General features: G+C 67.0%; 19 protein-coding genes. 11 read left to right on the forward strand and 8 right to left on the reverse strand.

Features of this window, described 5'->3' with window-relative positions; genetic code table 11:
- The first annotated feature begins 121 nt into the window (after window positions 1-121).
- Window positions 122-412: a (2Fe-2S)-binding protein gene (locus tag ASV56_RS22735; RefSeq protein ID WP_081614927.1), complete on the forward strand. Its 291-nt coding sequence runs from the start codon at window positions 122-124 to the stop codon at window positions 410-412.
- The gene (gene bfr / locus ASV56_RS11390) at window positions 360-845 is read left to right on the forward strand and encodes a bacterioferritin (RefSeq protein WP_017998519.1); all 486 of its coding nucleotides are present in this window, start codon (window positions 360-362) and stop codon (window positions 843-845) included. Before ASV56_RS22735 ends, bfr begins: the two co-directional genes overlap by 53 nt.
- A gap of 51 nt (window positions 846-896) precedes the next feature.
- On the opposite strand, the gene ASV56_RS11395 is transcribed toward bfr, so the two are convergent.
- Window positions 897-1,571, reverse strand: coding sequence for an HAD-IA family hydrolase (locus ASV56_RS11395; protein ID WP_062562068.1), 675 nt, complete (start codon window positions 1,569-1,571; stop codon window positions 897-899).
- Between the two features lie 103 nt (window positions 1,572-1,674).
- Between ASV56_RS11395 and glmU the strand changes: the two genes are divergently transcribed.
- Window positions 1,675-3,015, forward strand: a complete 1,341-nt coding sequence (gene glmU, locus ASV56_RS11400) for a bifunctional UDP-N-acetylglucosamine diphosphorylase/glucosamine-1-phosphate N-acetyltransferase GlmU (RefSeq protein WP_062562069.1) — start codon at window positions 1,675-1,677, stop codon at window positions 3,013-3,015.
- Between the two features lie 3 nt (window positions 3,016-3,018).
- Window positions 3,019-4,836 carry a glutamine--fructose-6-phosphate transaminase (isomerizing) gene (glmS, locus tag ASV56_RS11405; protein WP_062562070.1) on the forward strand — a complete coding sequence of 606 codons (1,818 nt, stop codon included), beginning with the start codon at window positions 3,019-3,021 and terminating at the stop codon, window positions 4,834-4,836.
- A gap of 41 nt (window positions 4,837-4,877) precedes the next feature.
- Here the strand turns inward: glmS and ASV56_RS11410 are convergent, their stop codons facing one another.
- The 7 genes from ASV56_RS11410 to ASV56_RS11440 all read right to left on the reverse strand — a co-directional run bounded on the left by ASV56_RS11410 (window position 4,878) and on the right by ASV56_RS11440 (window position 11,892).
- Window positions 4,878-5,330: a hypothetical protein gene (locus tag ASV56_RS11410; protein WP_062562071.1), complete on the reverse strand. Its 453-nt coding sequence runs from the start codon at window positions 5,328-5,330 to the stop codon at window positions 4,878-4,880.
- 80 nt (window positions 5,331-5,410) lie between these two features.
- On the reverse strand, window positions 5,411-6,427 hold the full coding sequence (locus ASV56_RS11415; protein WP_062562072.1) for a GlxA family transcriptional regulator: 1,017 nt from the start codon (window positions 6,425-6,427) through the stop codon (window positions 5,411-5,413).
- Window positions 6,428-6,496: 69 nt separating this feature from the next.
- On the reverse strand, window positions 6,497-7,822 hold the full coding sequence (locus ASV56_RS11420) for an AI-2E family transporter (protein ID WP_062562073.1): 1,326 nt from the start codon (window positions 7,820-7,822) through the stop codon (window positions 6,497-6,499).
- 108 nt (window positions 7,823-7,930) lie between these two features.
- Window positions 7,931-9,154: a saccharopine dehydrogenase family protein gene (locus ASV56_RS11425; RefSeq protein ID WP_062562074.1), complete on the reverse strand. Its 1,224-nt coding sequence runs from the start codon at window positions 9,152-9,154 to the stop codon at window positions 7,931-7,933.
- Between the two features lie 44 nt (window positions 9,155-9,198).
- Window positions 9,199-10,305, reverse strand: a complete 1,107-nt coding sequence (locus tag ASV56_RS11430) for a carboxynorspermidine decarboxylase (protein ID WP_062562075.1) — start codon at window positions 10,303-10,305, stop codon at window positions 9,199-9,201.
- Between the two features lie 102 nt (window positions 10,306-10,407).
- Window positions 10,408-11,430 carry a Gfo/Idh/MocA family protein gene (locus ASV56_RS11435; protein WP_062562076.1) on the reverse strand — a complete coding sequence of 341 codons (1,023 nt, stop codon included), beginning with the start codon at window positions 11,428-11,430 and terminating at the stop codon, window positions 10,408-10,410.
- 3 nt (window positions 11,431-11,433) lie between these two features.
- Entirely contained in the window at window positions 11,434-11,892 is a 459-nt protein-coding gene (locus ASV56_RS11440) for a Fe-S cluster assembly transcriptional regulator IscR (protein ID WP_062562077.1), read from the reverse strand.
- A gap of 73 nt (window positions 11,893-11,965) precedes the next feature.
- On the opposite strand from ASV56_RS11440, the gene ASV56_RS11445 reads away from it, so the two are divergent.
- The 7 genes from ASV56_RS11445 to ASV56_RS11475 all read left to right on the forward strand — a co-directional run bounded on the left by ASV56_RS11445 (window position 11,966) and on the right by ASV56_RS11475 (window position 19,563).
- Window positions 11,966-12,718: an alpha/beta hydrolase gene (locus ASV56_RS11445; RefSeq protein ID WP_367577069.1), complete on the forward strand. Its 753-nt coding sequence runs from the start codon at window positions 11,966-11,968 to the stop codon at window positions 12,716-12,718.
- A 3-nt stretch (window positions 12,719-12,721) separates the two neighbouring features.
- Entirely contained in the window at window positions 12,722-13,846 is a 1,125-nt protein-coding gene (locus tag ASV56_RS11450; RefSeq protein ID WP_062562079.1) for an HD domain-containing protein, read from the forward strand.
- Between the two features lie 196 nt (window positions 13,847-14,042).
- The gene (locus ASV56_RS11455; RefSeq protein ID WP_017998505.1) at window positions 14,043-15,254 is read left to right on the forward strand and encodes an NADP-dependent isocitrate dehydrogenase; all 1,212 of its coding nucleotides are present in this window, start codon (window positions 14,043-14,045) and stop codon (window positions 15,252-15,254) included.
- 208 nt (window positions 15,255-15,462) lie between these two features.
- The gene (gene purQ, locus ASV56_RS11460; RefSeq protein WP_062562080.1) at window positions 15,463-16,131 is read left to right on the forward strand and encodes a phosphoribosylformylglycinamidine synthase subunit PurQ; all 669 of its coding nucleotides are present in this window, start codon (window positions 15,463-15,465) and stop codon (window positions 16,129-16,131) included.
- Window positions 16,132-16,266: 135 nt separating this feature from the next.
- Window positions 16,267-17,994: a sensor histidine kinase gene (locus ASV56_RS11465; protein WP_062562081.1), complete on the forward strand. Its 1,728-nt coding sequence runs from the start codon at window positions 16,267-16,269 to the stop codon at window positions 17,992-17,994.
- A 19-nt stretch (window positions 17,995-18,013) separates the two neighbouring features.
- Window positions 18,014-19,339, forward strand: coding sequence for a sigma-54-dependent transcriptional regulator (locus tag ASV56_RS11470; protein WP_062562082.1), 1,326 nt, complete (start codon window positions 18,014-18,016; stop codon window positions 19,337-19,339).
- Window positions 19,340-19,350: 11 nt separating this feature from the next.
- Window positions 19,351-19,563 (forward strand): hypothetical protein, encoded by a 213-nt coding sequence (locus ASV56_RS11475; RefSeq protein ID WP_062562083.1) that lies wholly within the window; start codon window positions 19,351-19,353, stop codon window positions 19,561-19,563.
- Window positions 19,564-19,755: the final 192 nt, after the last annotated feature.

Here is a 19,755-nt window from a genome sequence, read left to right on the forward strand (position 1 = left end):
TTCTGTCCCTGCCGCGCCGGGGCGTCAAGCCGGCCCGCGCGGCGATGAAGCCAAAGTGAAAAACTCGGGCTTTACTTCGCTGAGCGAATCTGTCAGTTATAGCCAAATCTCAGGTGAACCCATGATCGTCTGCCACTGCACCCAGATTTCCGACCACGACATCAAGGCGGCTGTCGACTGGATGCGGGCCTCGGACCCCGAGACGATCATCACCCCCGGCAAGATCTATCACGCGCTTGGCAAGCGCGCGGATTGTGGCGGCTGTATGCCCTTGTTTCTGGACACCATGCGCGGATGCGATAATCTGGCCGTGCCCCCGATCCTGCGGGGGCTGAAAGCCACGCGCAAAGGGGAAAGCCATGAAGGGCGACGCCAAGGTCATCGAGTATCTCAACGCAGCGCTTCGGTCTGAGCTTACCGCGGTCAGCCAGTATTGGCTGCATTATCGGCTGCAACAGGATTGGGGTTTCGGCAAGATTGCCGACAAGTCGCGCGCCGAATCCATTGAGGAAATGAACCACGCCGATCGCCTGATCGAGCGAATCATCTTCCTGGAAGGCCATCCCAACCTGCAGAAGCTGGACCCGCTGCGGATCGGCCAGAACCTCAAGGAGACCCTCGAGTCGGACCTGGCGGCCGAGCATGACGCCCGCACGCTCTATATCGAGGCGCGCGAATACTGTTCCAACGTCGGCGATTATGTCAGCAAGAACCTGTTCGATGATTTGCTGACCGACGAGGAAGGCCATATCGACTTCCTCGAGACCCAGCTGGATCTCTACGCCTCCATCGGCGAACAGAACTATGGCCTGCTGAACGCCAAGTCGGCCGACCAGGCCGAGTGACGGCACGCGAATCTCGCGCTTCAGGGGGCCCTCGCGGCCCCCTTTAATGTTTCAGCCCAGCCAATCCGTCGCCAGCGCCGGCAGCTCGTCGAAATGGCGCAGCATCGCCTCGGGCGCCAGCCGCGACAGGCCTTCGCCCTCGGGGCCGAAGGCGACCAGCGCCACCCGCACCCCGGCAGCCGAGGCGGTCTTGCGGTCGGTCTCGGTATCGCCGACCAGGAAAGAACGCGCGACCTCGCCGCCCGCGCCCTCGACGGCGGCGCGATAGGGCCGGGGGTCGGGCTTGCGCACCGGCAGCGTGTCGGCGCCGATCATCGCGGCGAAACGCTCGCGGATGCCCAGCTCGCGCAGCAGCACCTCGGCCAGGGCAGAGGGCTTGTTGGTGCAGACCGCCAGCCGGTGGCCGGCGTCGGCCAGCCGGTCCAGCGCCGTCTCGGTGCCGGGGTAAAGCCGGGTATGGGTGGCGATGGCCGCGCCGTAATGGCCCAGCAGGCGCGGATAGTCCTCCTCCTCGGCGCCCGGGGGCAGCAGCGTATCGGCGGGAAGCCGCCCATAGCCGGCGCGCAGCATGGCCCTTCCGCCGTGAAAGGCGATCAGCGCATCCGCGACCGGGTCCAGCAGGTCGCCCAGCCCGCGGCTTTGAAAACAGGCGTTTGCCGCCGCGATCAGGTCGGCCGATGTATCGGCCAGCGTGCCGTCCAGGTCGAAGACCACCGTTCCCGCCATGTTGTAACCTTCCGTCAAGATGTTTGATCCGCCGGGGCCTTTCCCCATCCCCGTCCTCTAGGTAGAACGCCCGGCAAGGACAAGAAACAGGCAAGAGGGCAGTATGACCGAGAAACCCGTCGCGCTGATCGTGCTGGCCGCCGGACAGGGCAGCCGCATGCAGTCGGACTTGCCCAAGGTGCTGCACCGCCTGGGCGGCGTGCCGCTGGTCGGTCATGCCCTGGCTGCCGGCCGCAGCCTGGCGCCCGAAACCGTGGTGGTCGTCGCCGGCCATGGCGCCGCGCTGGTCCAGAAGGCGGTCGCGACGCTGGACCCCGAGGCGCAGATCGCCCTGCAAGAGGAACAGCTGGGCACCGCCCATGCCGTGCGCCAGGCCCTGCCGCTGCTTGAAGGCTTCGAGGGCCGGGTGCTGGTGCTTTACGGCGACACGCCCTTCATCGCCGAGGAAACGCTCGGCATGCTCGCCAGCCATGCCTCGGACGTGATCGTGCTGGGCTTCGAGGCCGCCGATCCCGGCCGTTATGGTCGCCTCGTCACCGGCCCGGACGGTCTGGAGCGCATCGTCGAATACAAGGACGCCGACGAGGCCACGCGGGCGATCCGGCTGGTGAACTCGGGCGTGCTGGCCGCCGACGCCGCGACGCTGCGCGAGATCCTGCCGCAGATCGGCAACCGCAACGCGGCGGGGGAATATTACCTGACCGACCTGCCGGGTCTGGCGCGTGCCGCCGGGCTGCGCGTCGATGTCGTCACCTGCGACGAAGCCGAGACGCTGGGCATCAACACCCGCGCCGAGCTGGCCGCCGCCGAGGCCGCCTTCCAGGCCCGCGCCCGCGCGCAGGCGCTGGAGGACGGGGTGACGCTGACTGATCCGGCAACGGTCTGGTTCGCGCTCGACACCTGCATCGGCCGCGACGCGGTGATCGGGCAGAACGTGGTCTTCGGCCCCGGCGTGACCGTCGAAAGCGGCGCCGAGATCCTGCCCTTCTGCCATCTCGAGGGCTGCCATGTCAGCGCCGGCGCCACCGTCGGCCCCTTTGCCCGGCTGCGGCCCGGGGCGGAGCTGGGCGGCGACGTGCATGTCGGCAATTTCGTCGAGATCAAGAATTCGGTGCTGGACGAGGGCGTCAAGGTCGGCCACCTGACCTATCTCGGCGATGCCCATGTCGGCGAGGCGACCAACATCGGCGCCGGCACCGTGACCTGCAATTACGACGGCGTCGGCAAGCACCGGACCGAGATCGGCGCCCATGCCTTCATCGGCTCGGACACCATGCTGGTGGCGCCGGTGCGGGTGGGGGCGCGGGCGATGACCGGCTCGGGCTCGGTCATCACCGAGGACGTGCCGGACGATGCGCTGGCGCTGGGCCGCGCGAAACAGGTGACGAAGCCCGGCCTCGCCACCCGGCTGATGCAGGCGCTGCGCCAGAAAAAGGGGAGTTGAGCCATGTGCGGCATCATCGGAATCCTGGGACAGCACGAGGTCTCGCCGCAGCTGGTCGAGGCGCTGAAGCGGCTGGAATATCGCGGCTATGACAGCGCCGGGGTGGCGACGGTGGACGACGCCGGCCGGCTGGATCGGCGCCGGGCGGTGGGCAAGCTGGTCAACCTCTCGGACCGGCTGGTGCATGAGCCGCTGACGGGACACGCCGGCATCGGACACACCCGCTGGGCCACGCATGGCGCCGCGACCGAGGTGAACGCCCATCCCCATCGCCGCGGCCCGGTCGCCGTGGTGCATAACGGCATCATCGAGAACTTTCGCGAACTGCGCGACGAGGTGATCGCGCTGGGCCTGCAGCCGGAATCGCAGACCGACACCGAAACCGTGGCGCTGCTGACCGCCTGGCACATGGCGCAGGGCCTGGATGCGGCCGAGGCGGCGCGCGCGACGCTGGCGCGCCTGCATGGCGCCTTTGCCCTGGCCTTCCTGTTCGAGGGTGAGCCCGACCTGATGATCGCCGCCCGCAAGGGCAGCCCGCTGGCCGTGGGCCATGGCGAGGGCGAGATGTTTCTGGGCTCGGACGCCATCGCGCTGGCGCCCTTTACCGACCGCATCACCTATCTCGAGGACGGCGACCACGCCATCATCCGCCGCTCGGGTGCCGAGATCTTTAACGCCGAGGGCCGCCCCGCCAATCGCGAGATCCAGCAGATTGACGTCGGCGCCACCCAGATCGACAAGGGCGGCTATCGGCATTTCATGGCCAAGGAGATCGCGGAACAACCGGTTGTTTTGGGCGATGCGCTGAACCACTACATCAAGGGGGATCGCATCGTCCTGCCCGATGCGCTGGATTTTCGCGACGTGGACCGGCTGACGCTGGTCGGCTGCGGCACCGCCTATTATGCCGCCCATGTCGCGCGCTACTGGTTCGAGACGCTGGCCGGATTGCCCTGCGACCTGGATGTGGCATCCGAGTTTCGCTATCGCGAGCCGCCGCTGTCGCCGAACAGCTGGGCGCTCTTCGTCAGCCAGTCGGGCGAGACGGCGGATACGCTGGCGGCGCTGCATTATGCCCGCGACAAGGTGGCGCGCACGGTCGGCGTGGTGAACGTCGGCACCTCGGCCATCGCCCGCGATGCGGATATCGCCCTGCCGACCCTGGCCGGGATCGAGGTCGGCGTGGCTTCCTCCAAGGCCTTCACCTGCCAGCTTGCGGTGCTGGCGGTGCTGGCGCTGAAGGCGGCGCGCGACCGCGGGCGGCTGGACGAGGCGCAGCTTGCCGCGCATCTTGCCGACCTGCGCAGCCTGCCGGGGCTGCTGAACCAGGCGCTGGCGCTCAGCGACACCTGCCGCCGTCTGGCTGGCTGGCTGTCCGAGGCGCAGGACGTGCTGTATCTGGGGCGCGGCCCGCTTTACCCGGTCGCGCTGGAGGGCGCGCTGAAGCTGAAGGAACTGAGCTATATCCACGCCGAGGGCTATGCCTCGGGCGAGCTGAAGCACGGGCCGATCGCGCTGATCGACCGCAATGTGCCGGTGGTGGTGTTGGCGCCGCGCGACGGGCTGTTCGACAAGACCGTCTCGAATATGCAGGAGGTCATGGCGCGGCACGGGCAGGTGCTGCTGATTTCGGACCCGGAGGGGATCGAGGCGGCGGGGCAGGGCTTCAAGGCGGCCTTGGCGATGCCCACGGGCGGCGGGATGTTCCAGCCGATCCTCTATGCGCTGCCGATGCAATATCTGGCCTATCACACGGCGGTCGCCAAGGGCACCGATGTGGACCAGCCGCGCAATCTGGCGAAATCGGTGACGGTGGAATAGGGCGGAAACGGCAGTCGGGCGACCGGCTGCCGTGCGGCCGTTCAGGCGGCCTTGACCAGCACGATATCGCTGCTGCGGCGCTGCGCGGCCGGCAGCGCCTGATACAGCGCATGGTCGGGCACGACCAGCAGCCGGGCCGAGTTGCCTTCTTTCGCCGCTTTCAGGTTCTGGGCGCTGGTCTTTTCCAGATTCCCCAGCGCGATCGGCAGGGTCGAGGCGATGAACAGCGATTTCGCCTCGAACACCCGGGCGACATAGCGGTCGAAGCCCTCGATGGTCCAGGTCGTGGCGGCGCCGTCGCCCTCGGCATTGACGATCAGCGCCAGCGACCAGGCGCCTTGCGCGTCCGTGGTCGCCTCGACCTTCTGGGTCACGACGCGCACGCCGTCGTCGAACACGTCCGATCCGTTCAGCGTCGCGACGATCTTGCCCCCGGCGATGGGGGCCAGGGTGGCATCGGTCAGGACGCCCCCGACAATGGCCTTGTTCGGCATTTCTTGCTCCTGTGCTCTCACGGCCCGGCATTATCCCGGCGATTCGCGCGGGTTGCGGGCCGGGGCGAAGCAACGCGCCGTCAGGCCGGCACGTCCTCGGCCAGCACGCCCCGGCTTTGCCGCCACAGGTCGGGCGTGGTGCCCTCGGTCTCGCGGAAGACGCGGATCAGGTGCGAGGCGTCGCAGAAACCGGTCTCCTCGGCGATGCGGGTGACGGTGCGGTCGGTGCGCGCGAGCAGCATCCGCGCCTGCGCCAGCCGGATGCGGATCGAGGCATCGGCGGGCGGGATGCCCAGATCGGCGTTGAAATGCCGTTCCAGCTTGCGCCGGCCGACGCCCAGGTCGCGGGCGATGCGGGCGATGGGCAGGGGCGCGTGCAGGTTCTGCTGCATCGCCAGCAGGGCCCGGCGCACCAGCGGGTCGCGGGCGTGCAGCTCCAGCGGCAGGCCCGGCTGCGGGCGGTCGCCCTCCATCGGCTCGTCGATCATCAGGATCGACAGCGCCTTGCGCGCCGCCGCCCGGCCCAGGTGGCGGTCGATCAGGAAGGCCGCCAGATGCGCCGCGCTGACCCCGCCCGAGCAGGAAAGCCGGTCGCGGTCTACCACGAAGATCTGGTCCGAGACCGGGCGCATCTTTTCGAATTCCGACAGGAAATCCTGGTGATGGAACCAGCTGACGCAGCAGCGATAGCCGTCCATCAGCCCGAAGCGCGCCATCGAGAACACCGCGGTGCAAAGCCCGGCCAGCGGCACCCGCGCCTGCGCCGCGCGCTTCAGGAAGGCGCCCTGTTCCGGCGAGAGGCCCGGGCCGCCGTCGATCAGCCCGCCGACCGCGACGATATAGTCAAAGCGCGTCGGGTCGCCCAGCCGCTCGTCCGGCTCGATGCGGATGCCGCAGGAGCTTTGCACCGGCGCCATGTCGGCCGAGAGCACGCGCCAGCGGCAGCGGATCGGCCGCGAGCCGTCGCCGTCGTCGGCCGCCAGCCGCAGCACGTCGACGAAGGTGGCAAAGGCCGACAGCGTGAAGCGCGGCGCCAGCAGGAAGCCGATGCGCAGGCGGGTCGGGTTCGGGTCGGTGGCAGGGTCAGGCTCGGACATCTGTCGCTATTCATCCATGGCATGCGTCGCGATCATGCCATGTTTTTCGCGCCGGTCCAGCGATTCCCTTCAACCGCGCGTCGGCAGGACCGAGGTGGCATGCGCGGCCTGATCCGCGTCCTCGGCGCCGTCGCCGGCATCGACGATCTCGCGCGCCTCTTCCTCGTCCTCGTCCTCCAGCGCGGGCGGGTCTTCGCCGGCCAGGAAATTGCCGAATTTCTCGAGCCCCGGAATGTGGTCGGCCAGCACCCGCATGACGACCAGGATCGGCACCGCGACGATCATGCCGATCACCGACCAGAGCCAGGCCCACAGCGCCACGGTCAGGAAGACGACGACCGTGTTCAGCTGCAGCTTGCGCGAGACGAAATAGGGCGTGATCAGCTGGCCCTCGACGGCCGAGATGCCGAAATAGGTCAGGCCGACCATGAAGGGCGTGAACAGGTCCTCATAGACGAAAAGCCCGACCAGCATGGTGATGATGATGCCGGTGATCGGCCCCAGATAGGGGATGTAGTTCAGCAGGAACACTGCCAGGCCAAAGAGCATCGGGCTGGGCATGCCCCAGGCCCACATCGCCAGCCCGACCGCGATGCCCAGGCAGGCGTTGATCAGCGTGATCGCGCCCAGATAGGCGCCGAGCGAATCCTCGATCTCGCGCAGCGCCAGATAGGCGGCGCGCTTTTCGCGCATGCTGTCGAAGCTCTGCACGATCTTGAGATACAAGAGGTCGCCCGAGGACAGCAGGAAGAACAGCAGGAACAGCGTCAGGATGATCTGGCCGACGAAGGCCGGGCCCAGGTTCAGCACGCTGACCAGGGTCGAGGTCTGCGGCGCGGCGTTCACCTCGACCTGGATCTTCTGGTCGGGGGTCTGCGGCGTGCCGGGCTGCGGGATCGGCGTCAGCGTCCCGGTCAGCGTCGCATCCGGCGCGGGGGCGCCGGGGGCGGGCGTCGTCTCGGGCTTGGCGCCGCCGCCCGTCAGCTCGTCGATCTTTTCCGCCGCGCGTTCCAAGCCGCGGAAGTTGCTGCGCAATTCGGTGAAGCGTTGTTCCAGCCGGTCGCCGATCTGCGACGAGTTCTCGATCAGCCGGTTCACCGGGCCCGAGATCATGAAGCCGATCACCACCACCGAGACCACCAGGCCCAGCGAGACGATGGTGGCGGTGACGACGGCGCCGATGCCCAGCCGCTCCATCAGCCGGCGGAAGGGCACGAAGACGAAGAACAGCAGAAAGGCCAGCGTCACCGGCATCAGGAAGTCCCGCGCCTGGGCGAAGAAGGTGAAGAGCAGGAACAGGAAGATGCCGATCACCGCCCAGTTGGCGACGCGGGGCACGGCCTGCTTTTCGGTCCGGGGAAAGGTCGGGAACTTGTGATTGTCTGGCGGAACCATGAAGCTGCCCGATCCTTTTGCAACACCTGGAAGCAAGCGGAAACGCCGACCCCGCCCGGAGGTTCCTGCGGGCGGGGCGCGCGTATCGGAAATTCTGTCGTGCCGGCGTTACAGCGGATGGTCGCCCGAGGCGTCGATCACCCGGGTCGGCAGGCCCAGATCGCCCAACAGTTCAAGGAAGGGCCGGGCGGGCAGATCCTCGACATTGACCATCTTCCTGACGTCCCAGGTGCCGCGCGCGACCAGGATCGCCGCCGCGACCGGCGGCACGCCGGCGGTATAGCTGATGCCCTGGCTGCCGACCTCGGCAAAGGCCTCCTTGTGGTCGGCGACGTTGTAGATGAAGACCTCGCCCGGCTTGCCGTTCAGCGTGCCCTTCACCAGGTCGCCGATGCAGGTCTTGCCGGTATAGTCGGGGGCAAGGCTGGACGGATCGGGCAGCACCGCCTTGACCAGTTTCAGCGGCACGACCTCCAGCCCCTCGGCGGTCTTGACCGGCTGCTCGCTGAGCAGGCCCAGGTTCTGCAAGACCGTGAAGACGTTGATGTAATGCGCGCCGAAGCCCATCCAGAAGCGCACGTCGGCGTCCTTGTAGCGGGCCGAGAGGCTGTGCACCTCGTCATGGCCGGACAGATAGGCGGTCTGCTTGCCGACGACGGGCAGGTCCCATTCGCGGCCGACCTCGAACATCTTGTTCTGGCGCCATTCGCCACCCTGCCAGGAATAGACCGTGCCGGTGAATTCGCGGAAGTTGATCTCGGGGTCGAAGTTCGTCGCGAACCAGCGGCCGTGCGAGCCGGCGTTGATGTCGACGATGTCGATCGAGTCGATCTTGTCGAAATATTCGTCCTCGGCCAGCCTGGCATAGGCGTTGACCACGCCCGGGTCGAAGCCCACGCCCAGGATCGCGGTGATGCCGGCCTTCTCGACATCCTCGCGGCGTTTCCATTCGTAATTGGCATACCACGGCGGGGTCTCGCAGACCTTGGCCGGGTCTTCGTGGATGGCGGTGTCCAGATAGGCGGCGCCGGTCTCGATGCAGCCCTGCAGCACGGTCATGTTGACGAAGGCGGAACCGACGTTGATGACGATGCCGGCGTCGATCTGGCGGATCAGCGCCGCCACCGCCGCGCTGTCCATCGCGTCCAGCGGATGGGCGGTGAATGCGACCGAATGGCCCTTGTCCCGAACGCTCGCGATGATCTTCTCGGCTTTCGAGACGGTCCTGCTGGCGATATGCAGGCTGCCGAACTCGTTAGCGTTCTGCGCCACCTTATGCGCGACCACCTGCGCGACGCCGCCGGCGCCGATGATGAGCACGTTCTTGGCCAATTCGATCTCCTTTTCGGGGCTGGGAAGGGGAATGGCGGGCCGGTTCAGGACAGGCTGGCTTTGTAATCGTCGTAAGAGAACCGGCGGACGCTGCGGATCGTTCCGTCCTCGGCCCGGATGGCAATGGCGGGCATGGCGACGCCGTTGAACCAGTTCTTCTTCACCATGGTATAGCCGCCGGCATCGGCGATGCTGATGCGGTCGCCGACCTTCAGCGGCCGCGGGAAGCGGCCTTCGCCGAAGATGTCGCCGGCCAGGCAGGTCTTGCCGGCGATCTGATAGGGATGCTCGCCCTCTTGCGGCAGCTTTGCCGTCTCGCGATAGATCAGCAGGTCCAGCATATGCGCCTCGATGCTCGAGTCCACGATGGCGACGTCCTTGCCGTGATGGATCACGTCCAGCACCGTGACTTCCAGCGAGGTCGAGCGGGTGATGCTGGCCTCGCCCGGTTCCAGGAAGACCTGCACCCCGAAGCGGTCCGAGAACGCCTTCAGCCGGTCGGCCAGCGGGTCCAGCGGATAGCCGTCGCCGGTGAAATGGATGCCGCCGCCCAAGCTGACCCAGTCCAGCTTTTCAAGGAAGCCGCCGAATTCCGCCTCGATCCGGCCAAGCTGCGCGCCGAACAGGTCGAAATCAGCATTCTCGCAGTTGTAGTGGATCATCACGCCGCTGATGCGGTCCAGCGCCTGCTCCAGCCGCGGCAGGTCCCATTCGCCCAGCCGCGAGAACGGCCGCGCCGGATCGGCCAGGTCGAAGCCCGAGGTCGAAAAGCGCGGGTTCAGCCGCAGCCCCATGGCGATGCCGCGCGCGCCCGCCTTGGCGCCGAAACGGTCCAGCTGGCCCAGCGAGTTGAAGATGATCTTGTCGGCGTAACCCAGCGCCTCGTCGATTTCGTGATCGGCCCAGGCCACGGAATAGGCATGGGTTTCCTTGCCGAATTCCTCATGCCCCAGCCGCAGCTCGAAGAGCGAGGACGAGGTAGTGCCGTCCATGAACGGGCGCATGAAGTCGAAGGCGCCCCAGGTCGCGAAGCATTTCAGCGCCAGCAGGCATTTCGCCCCCGAGCGTTCCCGCAGATGGGCGATCCGCTCCATGTTCACCCGCAGTTTCGCGAGGTCGATCAGGTAGAAGGGCGTCTGAAGGTCGGACATGGCGCGGGCTCCCGGTCGCGAAACCGTGCTAGGTCAAAAGGAAAGGCTCATTTAGGGCCACCCGGCCCGTTTCGCAAGGAAGCGTGACGGCCGCGTGACGGATCAGCGCAAACGCACCGGCTGGCCGGTCCGGACGGATTCATCGGCGGCAAGGCAGACCGCCAGCGAGGACACCGCATCCTGCATGTGCCGCGTCAGGTCGGCATTCTCGGCGATGGCGCGGGCCATGAAGGCGGCCTCGGCGTCGCAAAGCGCCTGGTGGTCCGGCTCTCCGGTCATCGACAGGTCCTGGTCCGGCTCTCCCACCTTGTGCAGGCGCAGCGTCGCGGTGCGGGTATGGGTGTCGATGTCGTCCGAGCGCGCGTCCTCGGCCATGCGGATGCTGACGGCGCCGTTCGGGCTGACCACGTCCTTCACGAAAAACGCGGTGTCCGACATCATCGGGCCCCAGCCCGCCTCGTACCAGCCCAGCGAGCCGTCCTGGAACAGCACCTGGAAATGGCCGTAGTTATAGGCGTCGGCGGCGATTTCCCTGGACAGGCGCAGGCCCATGCCGCGCACCTCGACCGGGGCGGCATCGGTGATCTGGCACATGACGTCGACGTAATGCACGCCGCAATCAACGATGGGCGGCGTGGTGCGCATCAGCGCCTTGTGCACCTCCCAGGTCGGGCCGCTGCTTTGCTGGTTCAGGTTCAGGCGAAAGACATAGGGGCCGCCAAGCGCGCGGGCCTCGGCGATCAGGCGCTGCCAGCTGGGATGATGGCGCAGGATGTAACCCACGACCAGCTTGCGGCCGGTTTCTTGCGCGGTCTCGACCACGCGGCGGGCGTCCTGGACCGTGGTCGCCAGCGGCTTCTCGACGAAGACATGGGCGCCGGCCCGCATCGCGGCGATGGCATATTCGGCATGGCTGTCGGAATAGGTCGCGACCACGACCAGGTCCGGGCGCAGCCGGGCCAGCGCCTCGTGGAAATCCTGGCTCTGCGGAATCGCGGCCAGTTCCGGCGGCAGCGCGACCGGGCTGCGGTTGACCAGCCCGACCAGTTCCGCGCCGGGCTGCTTTGCCCAGGCCAGCGCGTGGCTGCGGCCCATGTTGCCCAGACCGGCGACCAGAACCCGCATGGCCTAGTCGTCCACGATGGACAGCAGCTTCGGCAGCGCCGGGCAGGGCAGCAGCTGGTTGCGGGCCACGTCGGCCAGCGTATGATTGTGCAGGAAGACATAGACATGCGCCGACAGGCTTTCCCACAGCCGGTTCGACAGCGTCTGCGCCCGCGAGCCCGAAACTCCGCCCGAGGCGCCGGCGCCGACATGCAGCGCGCTGACGGTTTCGTCCACCGCCTCCAGCACATCGGCGACGCGGATCGTCTCGGGCGCTTTGGCAAGCCGATAGCCGCCGCCCGGCCCGCGCACCGATTCGACCAGCCCGGCGCGGCGCAGGCGCACGAAGAGCTGCTCGAGATAGGGCAGCGAGATATCCTGCCGGGCCGAGATCTCGGCCAGCGAGGTCAGGTCGTCGCCCTTGGCGATGGCCAGGTCCACCAGCGCCACCATGGCATAGCGTCCCTTGGTTGACAGTTTCATCGTGCCTCTCCCCTTTGGCGGCAAAGCATTGACGAAACGTGCGGCGAGGGCTAATTCCCCCGCGCCGTTCTTGATGCGTCTTGCCTATTTCGGGCGCGCTTCCCAGATTGACGATCTAGAGCCGCGCCGTCACAGGGTCAAGAAACCCGACACCCGAAGGAAGCCCATGCCCGAACTGATTTTCCCCGGTCCCGAAGGTCGTCTGGAAGGCCGCTATCACGCGCAGTCCAATCCCGACGCCCCGATCGCCATCGTGCTGCACCCGCATCCGCAGTATGGCGGCACGATGAACAACCGGGTCGTCTATAATTTGCATTACGCCTTCCACCGCATGGGCTTTACCGTCATGCGGTTCAATTTCCGCGGCGTCGGCCGCAGCCAGGGCGAGTTCGACCAGGGCATCGGCGAGCTTTCGGATGCCGCCTCGGCGCTGGACTATCTGCAGGCGATGAACCCCAACAGCAAGCACTGCTGGGTGGCGGGCTTTTCCTTCGGTGCCTGGATCGGCATGCAACTGCTGATGCGCCGGCCCGAGATCACCGGCTTCATCTCGGTCGCGCCGCCGGCGAACATGTACGACTTTTCCTTCCTGGCGCCGTGCCCGTCCTCGGGGCTGATCATCAACGGCACCGCCGACCGCGTGGCGCCGCCCAAGGACACCCATGCCCTGGTCGGCAAGCTGCGCGAGCAGAAGGGCATCACCATCACCCATGAGGAAATCGAGGGCGCGGACCATTTCTTCCGCGACGACGAGGTCCACATGAAGCCGATGATCGACACGGTGCAAAGCTATGTCCGCCGCCGCCTGACCGAGTCGTCGCGCTAGGCGATGGCGGATCTCGCGGCCCGCTTCGCCTTCCTGACCGAGGCCGACCGGCTGAAGTCGGTCAGCCGCGCGAATGTGCTGATGGACCTGTCGCGGCCGGAAAACAGCGCCGAGCACAGCTGGCATGTCGCGCTTTATGCGCTGGTCTTCGGCGCGTCGGATCGGGCCATCGCCATGATCCTGCTGCACGACCTGGTCGAGATCGACACCGGCGACCATCCGATCCACCTGGCCCATGACGCGGCCGCCGTCGAGGCGGCCGAGTTGGCGGCGGCGCGGCGGCTGTTCGCCATGCTGCCCGACGGCGCGCGGCTGCTGGCGCTGTGGCAGGAATTCGAGGCCGGCGAGACCGCCGACGCCCGCATCGCCAAGCGCATGGACCATATCCAGCCGCTGTTCCAGGTGCTGGGCGCGTCCGAGCCTTTGGCGGATCACGTGCAGATCGTCCGCGACAACATGCATTCGGGCCGCGCCCGGCGGCTGTGGACGGAATGGCCCGAGGCCATGGAGGCGGCGCAGGCCCTGCTGGACGGTCGTGCGCCGCAGGGCGATCTGGCCCGCTGCCTGGCCTTCCTGGCCGAGGCCGACCGGCTGAAATCCGTCTGGCGTGCCAGCCTGCTTTGCGACGGCTCGCGCCGGGAAAACAGCGCCGAGCACAGCTGGCATCTGGCGCTTTATGCGCTGGTCATGGCGCCGCAGGCCGAGCCGGAGGTCGATATTGGCCGGGTGATCCGCATGCTGATCCTGCACGACCTGGTCGAGATCGACGCGGGCGACGTGCCGATCCACGCCCAGAACGGCGACGCGCACCACGGCGCCGCGCAACTGGCGGCCGAGGAAGCCGCCGCCGACCGTCTGTTCGGCCTGTTGCCCGCGCCTTTGGGGGCGGAGCTGCGCGCGCTCTGGTCCGAGTTCGAGGCCAACGAGACGCCCGCCGCGGTCTTCGCCAAATCGCTGGACCGGGCGCAGCCGGTGATGCAGAACATCGCCTGCGGCGGCGGCTCGTGGATGGAATACAGCGTCACCTATGAGCAACTGGTCGAGCGCGTCGGCATCCGCATCCAGCGCGGTGCGCCGGGGTTGTGGACCTGGCTCAGCGAAAGCGCCCGGGTCTATTTTCGGAGCTGATGGAGACGGTCGGCCGGCCGCGCCGGCGGCCGGCTTGACGGATCACGGCTTGCGGTGGAGACTGATCGCCCGGGGGCTGTGGGACGCGGTCCGCCCTTTTCCCGACGATTGGTATGCGATTGCATACCACCCTTTCCCTCGCGGCGATTTGCGGCTATAGGGCGGGCAGCCGAATCCTAACCACAAGGGACCACCCATGTCGAAGATCAAGGTAGCGAACCCGGTCGTCGAGCTCGACGGCGACGAGATGACCCGGATCATCTGGGACTTCATCAAGCAGAAGCTGATCCTGCCCTATCTGGACGTGGACCTGAAATACTACGATCTGGGCATCGAGGAGCGTGACCGCACCAACGACCAGATCACCGTGGATGCCGCCAATGCGATCAAGCAATACGGCGTCGGCGTGAAATGCGCCACCATCACCCCCGACGAGGCCCGCGTCGAGGAATTCGGCCTGAAGAAGATGTGGAAGTCGCCCAACGGCACCATCCGCAACATCCTGGGCGGCGTGATCTTCCGCGAGCCGATCATCTGCAAGAACGTGCCGCGCCTGGTGCCGCACTGGACCCAGCCCATCGTCGTCGGCCGCCACGCCTTCGGCGACCAGTACAAAGCCACCGATTTCCGCTTCCCCGGCAAAGGCACGCTGACGATCAAGTTCGTCGGCGAGGATGGCGAGACCATCGAGCACGAGGTCTATCAGTCGCCCGGCGCCGGCGTGGCCATGGCCATGTACAACCTGGACGATTCGATCCGCGACTTTGCCCGCGCCTCGATGAACTACGGGCTGCAGCGCGGCTATCCGGTCTATCTCTCGACCAAGAACACCATCCTGAAAGCCTATGACGGCCGCTTCAAGGACATCTTCGCCGAGGTCTATGCCGCCGAGTTCGAGGACAAGTTCAAGAAGGCCGGCATCACCTATGAGCACCGGCTGATCGACGACATGGTCGCCTCGGCGCTGAAATGGTCGGGCGGCTATGTCTGGGCCTGCAAGAACTACGACGGCGACGTCGAATCGGACATCGTGGCGCAGGGCTTCGGCTCGCTGGGGCTGATGACCTCGGTGCTGATGACGCCGGACGGCAAGATCGTCGAATCCGAAGCCGCGCATGGCACGGTGACGCGGCATTACCGCGAGCACCAGAAGGGCAACCAGACCTCGACCAACTCGATCGCCTCGATCTTTGCCTGGACCGGCGGTCTGAAGCACCGCGCCAAGCTGGACAGCAACGAGGCGCTGCTGAACTTCGCCAATACGCTGGAGCGCGTGACCGTGCAGGCGGTCGAGGACGGCTACATGACCAAGGATCTGGCGCTGCTGGTCGGGCCGGACCAGAAATGGCTGACCACCATCGGCTATCTGGAAAAGGTCGACGAATATCTGAACAAGGCGCTGGCCTGATCGGATTGCCTGAAGGGCTTGCCGGGCCGGGGGGAAACCCTCGGCCCTTTTCCTTCGTGGCGCGGTAGGCCTGTGGGTATTTGGGAAACGGAAAGCGGGTTTGGGCGCGGTTTCTTCGGGTATTTGTGAAACAGAGAAGGATCAAGGCGGCTTAACATAGGAGCGGGCTTGGAGTATGGCAGGCGCAAGCCCAGAGGGAGTCCCTGTCATGAAAGCCGCCGTCATCACCTTTCCCGGATCGAATTGCGACCGCGATTTGGCCGTCGCGCTGGAGCAGGCCGGAGCCGAGGTTGCCCGGGTCTGGCACAAGGACGCGGCGCTGCCCGAGGGCATCGACCTGGTTGCCGTGCCGGGCGGGTTTTCCTTTGGCGACTATCTGCGCTGCGGCGCGATTGCCGCGCATTCGCCGATCGCCGCCGCGGTCAGGACCCATGCGGCGCGCGGCGGCTATGTGCTGGGCATCTGCAACGGCTTCCAGGTGCTGACCGAACTGGGGCTGCTGCCGGGCGCGCTGATGCGCAATGCCGGGCTGAAATTCATCTGCCGCGAGGTGCTGCTGCGGGTCGAGACCAGCGACAGCGCCTTTACCCGCGCCTATGCCGCCGGACAGGAGATCCGCATTCCGGTGGCGCATCACGATGGAAATTACCAGATCGATGCCGAAGGCCTGGCGGCGCTGCGGGACCAGGACCGCATCGCCTTCAGCTATGCGCCGGGCATCAACGGCTCGGTCCGCGACATCGCCGGGGTGCTGTCCGAGAACCGCCGCGTGCTGGGCATGATGCCGCACCCCGAGCGGGCGGCCGATATCGGCCATGGCGGCACCGCCGGCGCCGGGCTTTTTGCCTCGTTGATGCAAGAGCTTGTCTCGGCTTGACTTGAGCGGCGCCCGTTCGGGGATTAGACTTTCCCGATCACCGGGGGCGCGGGGTGATGCCGGAGGCGCATGCGAGACGACGGGAACTCCATCGGGCTGTCGGAGGGCAGGGCTGGCTTGACCGGCCGATGGGGCATGCGCGGCGCCATCGCCGCGCTGCTGGTCCTGGCGGCCGGCACGATCTGGTTCACCAACGCCTGGCTGACCGCGCGGTTTTCGGAGACGACGCGAGTGCGCACCGAGCTGCGCTCGGCGCTGTATACCGGGAACCTGCTGTCCGAGCTGCAGCGCACCTCGGTCGTGCCCTTGCTGCTGGCGCGGGATCCGGCGCTGATTTCGGCGCTGACCGGGAACGATTTCTCGGGCACCTCGGCGCGGCTGATCTCGGCCCAGAAAGAGATCGCGGCGGCCTCGATCAAGCTGCTCGACGCCTCGGGCCGGGTGGTGGGATCGACCGACCGCAACCTGATCGGCACGAATTACGTGCAGGAGCCGTTCTTCGTCGAGGCCTTGCGGTCGAAGGATACCGTTTTCACCGTCTCGCCCTCGCCGCAGGGGGCCTATGAGTTTACCTATTCCCGCACGGTGGTCGCCGACGGGCGCACGCTGGGCGTGGTCGTGGTCGGGGCCGACCTGACTCGTCTGGTGCGGTCCTGGGCCGGGATCTCGGACGCCATCGCGGTGACGGACAGCGAGGGCGCGATCATCCTGGCGACCGAGCCGCGCTGGCGGGGCCTGACCCTGCCCGAGGCGCTGGCGGTGCGTTCGGCGCCGTCCTCGATCGCGCGGGCCTTCCAGGTCACCGCCGACTGGGCCGCAACCCCGGCCGATGCCTATGTCGAGGGCCGCGCGGTGATGCAATCCGAGACCCGGATCCCGTTCCGCGGCTGGAAGATGATCGCCTTCACCACCTACGAGTCGGTGCGCGAGCGGGTGAACGCCGTGCTGGCCATGGTGATCATGGGCTTCGCCATCCTGCTGGCGGCGGTGTTCTATCTGCTGTCGCGCCGGGCGCGGGTCGAATCGGCGGCCTGGATGCGCGAATCGGCCGATCTGCGGGCGCTGAACATGCGCCTGACCCGCGAGATCGCCGAGCGCGAGCGGGTGCAGAAGGAATTGCGCGTCGCCGAGCAGACCGTGCAGCAATCCAGCAAGCTGGCGGCGCTGGGCGAGATGTCGGCCGGCGTCAGTCATGAGCTGAACCAGCCGCTGGCGGCGATGAAGACCTATCTGGCCGGGGCGCGGCTCTTGTTGCAGCGCGGCCGGTCCGAGGAGGCGCTGTCGAGCTTCCAGCGCATCGACGACCTGATCGAGCGCATGGGCGCCATCACCCGGCAGCTGAAATCCTATGCCAGGAAGGGCGGCGAGGCCTTCGAGCCGGTCGATCTGCGCGCCGCGCTGTCGAGCGCGCTGGTGATGATGGAACCGCAGCTGCGCCAGCGGACGATCCGGTTGCAGCGCAATATCCCGCGCTATCCGGTCATGGTCTATTGCGACCGCATCCGGCTGGAGCAGATCATCATCAACCTGCTGCGCAATGCCGTCGACGCCATCAAGGGCCTGCGCGACCCGGCCATCGAGATCACCGTGGGCTCGGGCTCTCACGCATTCTTGTCCGTTCGCGACAACGGGCCGGGTGTATCGGACCTGGAAAACCTGTTTGAACCCTTCTTCACCACCAAGAAGCCCGGGGAGGGGACCGGACTGGGCCTGGCGATCTCATCAGGGATCGCCGCCGATTTCGGGGGCCGCCTGACCGCGCATAACGCGTCGGACGAGGGCGGCCGGGGCGCCGTATTCGAACTTGAGCTGCCGCTCCATGATCCCCGGCGCAAGACGGGGACCGGGCTGGCGGCGGAATGACAGGAAAGGGTAAAGACCCATGAGCCGCACTTTGAAGATTGCAGTGGTGGATGATGAACCGGACATGCGGGAATCCATCAGCCAGTGGCTGGTGCTCTCGGGGTTCGAGACCGAGACCTTTCCGGGCGCCGAAGAGGCGCTGAAGGTGATCGGCGCCGACTGGCCGGGGGTGGTGATCTCCGACATCCGCATGCCGGGCATGGACGGGATGGCCTTCCTCAAGCGGCTGATGGGGATTGATTCGGGCCTGCCGGTCATCATGATCACCGGCCATGGCGACGTGCCGATGGCGGTCGAGGCCATGCGGATCGGCGCCATGGACTTCATGGAAAAGCCCTTCAACCCCGAACGGCTGACCGAGCTGGTCAAGAAGGCGACCCAGGCCCGGCGCATGACGCTGGACAACCGCGCCCTGCGCCGCGACCTGTCGGAAGGCCAGCAGGTCATGTCCAAGCTGATCGGCGCCAGCCCGGTCATGGACCGGCTGCGCGAGGACATCCTGGACCTGGGCCAGGCCGATGGCCATGTGCTGATCGACGGCGAGACCGGCACCGGCAAGACGCTGGTCGCCCATGCGCTGCACGCGGTCGGGCCGCGCGCCAGCAAGAAATTCGTGCCGATTTCCTGCGCCGCCTATAACGACGAGGTGCTGGCGGCGAAGCTGTTCGGCCCGGTCGAGAACGGCCTGCCCGCCGTCGAGGAGGCGCGCGGCGGCACCCTGTGCCTCGAGGACATCGAGGCGCTGTCGGATGGGTTGCAGGCACGGCTTCTGGCCTTCATCGCCGAGCAGGGCAGCCCGGCCGAGACCCGGATCATCGCCATTTCCAACGCGCGCGGCGAGGGCCGCCGGGCCGAGGATTCGCTGCGTCCCGACCTGTTCTATCGCCTGACCGCGCTGAAGATCACCCTGCCGCCGCTGCGGTCGCGCGGCGAGGACATCCTGTCGCTGTTCACCCGCATGACCGAGCAATTCGCCGAGGAATACGGCTGCGAGCCGCCGCAGGTCACCGCGCAAGAGGCGGCGCAGCTGTTGCAGGCGCCCTGGCCGGGCAACGTGCGCCAGCTGATCAACGTGGCCGAGCGCGCGGTCTTGCAGAACCGCCGCGGCTCGGGCTCGATCGCCTCGCTGCTGATGGCCGACGGCGAGGAGACGCAGGAGGCGACGACCACCGAGGGCAAGCCGCTCAAGGAATATGTCGAGAGCTTCGAGAAGATGCTGATCGACAACACCATGCGCCGCCACAAGGGCAGCATCGCCGCCGTCATGGATGAGCTGTGCCTGCCGCGCCGGACCCTGAACGAGAAGATGGCGAAATACGGGCTGAGCCGCGGCGACTATCTGTAATCGGGGGCAGCATGCGTCTGCGCAGCGAAGCGACGGGCGGTTATGATTTCGGCTGGCTCATCGTGGCGGGGCTGGCCTTGCTGGCCTCGTCGGTCGCGGGCCTGGTGCTGTTGGCCGTTGCCGGCTGGCGCCATTTCTCGGGCCGCCCGTCGCCGCGTCTGCTGATCGGCGGGCTGGTGCTGGCCCTGCCGCTGCTGGCCGTTCTGCTGGCCCTGATGGGCTAAGATCCGGGCCCGGAATGGAGCCAGCGAAAAACTGATTGTAACGGCGCGCGTTTCCCCGCTATCTTGCCGGTGCAAGGCTGGGTGATCTCAATTCCGGATTGTCTGCCTCGAAAGTTTCGCAGCGCGTGGCCAGCCGCGACACCCGAAAAGTGCCGGTGGTGCGACGCGCGGGAAAATCCAGCCCATGCCCGG

Origin of the sequence: Paracoccus aminovorans, assembly GCF_001546115.1 — a bacterium.
GTDB lineage: Bacteria > Pseudomonadota > Alphaproteobacteria > Rhodobacterales > Rhodobacteraceae > Paracoccus > Paracoccus aminovorans_B.

Bases quoted from the DNA above. Each gene is read 5' to 3' on its own strand.
- ASV56_RS22735 (WP_081614927.1), top strand. From the start codon at position 122: ATGATCGTCTGCCACTGCACCCAGATTTCCGACCACGACATCAAGGCG.
- bfr (WP_017998519.1), top strand. From the start codon at position 360: ATGAAGGGCGACGCCAAGGTCATCGAGTATCTCAACGCAGCGCTTCGG.
- ASV56_RS11395 (WP_062562068.1), bottom strand. From the start codon at position 1,571: ATGGCGGGAACGGTGGTCTTCGACCTGGACGGCACGCTGGCCGATACA.
- glmU (WP_062562069.1), top strand. From the start codon at position 1,675: ATGACCGAGAAACCCGTCGCGCTGATCGTGCTGGCCGCCGGACAGGGC.
- glmS (WP_062562070.1), top strand. From the start codon at position 3,019: ATGTGCGGCATCATCGGAATCCTGGGACAGCACGAGGTCTCGCCGCAG.
- ASV56_RS11410 (WP_062562071.1), bottom strand. From the start codon at position 5,330: ATGCCGAACAAGGCCATTGTCGGGGGCGTCCTGACCGATGCCACCCTG.
- ASV56_RS11415 (WP_062562072.1), bottom strand. From the start codon at position 6,427: ATGTCCGAGCCTGACCCTGCCACCGACCCGAACCCGACCCGCCTGCGC.
- ASV56_RS11420 (WP_062562073.1), bottom strand. From the start codon at position 7,822: ATGGTTCCGCCAGACAATCACAAGTTCCCGACCTTTCCCCGGACCGAA.
- ASV56_RS11430 (WP_062562075.1), bottom strand. From the start codon at position 10,305: ATGTCCGACCTTCAGACGCCCTTCTACCTGATCGACCTCGCGAAACTG.
- ASV56_RS11435 (WP_062562076.1), bottom strand. From the start codon at position 11,430: ATGCGGGTTCTGGTCGCCGGTCTGGGCAACATGGGCCGCAGCCACGCG.
- ASV56_RS11440 (WP_062562077.1), bottom strand. From the start codon at position 11,892: ATGAAACTGTCAACCAAGGGACGCTATGCCATGGTGGCGCTGGTGGAC.
- ASV56_RS11445 (WP_367577069.1), top strand. From the start codon at position 11,966: ATGCGTCTTGCCTATTTCGGGCGCGCTTCCCAGATTGACGATCTAGAG.
- ASV56_RS11450 (WP_062562079.1), top strand. From the start codon at position 12,722: ATGGCGGATCTCGCGGCCCGCTTCGCCTTCCTGACCGAGGCCGACCGG.
- ASV56_RS11455 (WP_017998505.1), top strand. From the start codon at position 14,043: ATGTCGAAGATCAAGGTAGCGAACCCGGTCGTCGAGCTCGACGGCGAC.
- purQ (WP_062562080.1), top strand. From the start codon at position 15,463: ATGAAAGCCGCCGTCATCACCTTTCCCGGATCGAATTGCGACCGCGAT.
- ASV56_RS11465 (WP_062562081.1), top strand. From the start codon at position 16,267: ATGCGCGGCGCCATCGCCGCGCTGCTGGTCCTGGCGGCCGGCACGATC.
- ASV56_RS11470 (WP_062562082.1), top strand. From the start codon at position 18,014: ATGAGCCGCACTTTGAAGATTGCAGTGGTGGATGATGAACCGGACATG.
- ASV56_RS11475 (WP_062562083.1), top strand. From the start codon at position 19,351: ATGCGTCTGCGCAGCGAAGCGACGGGCGGTTATGATTTCGGCTGGCTC.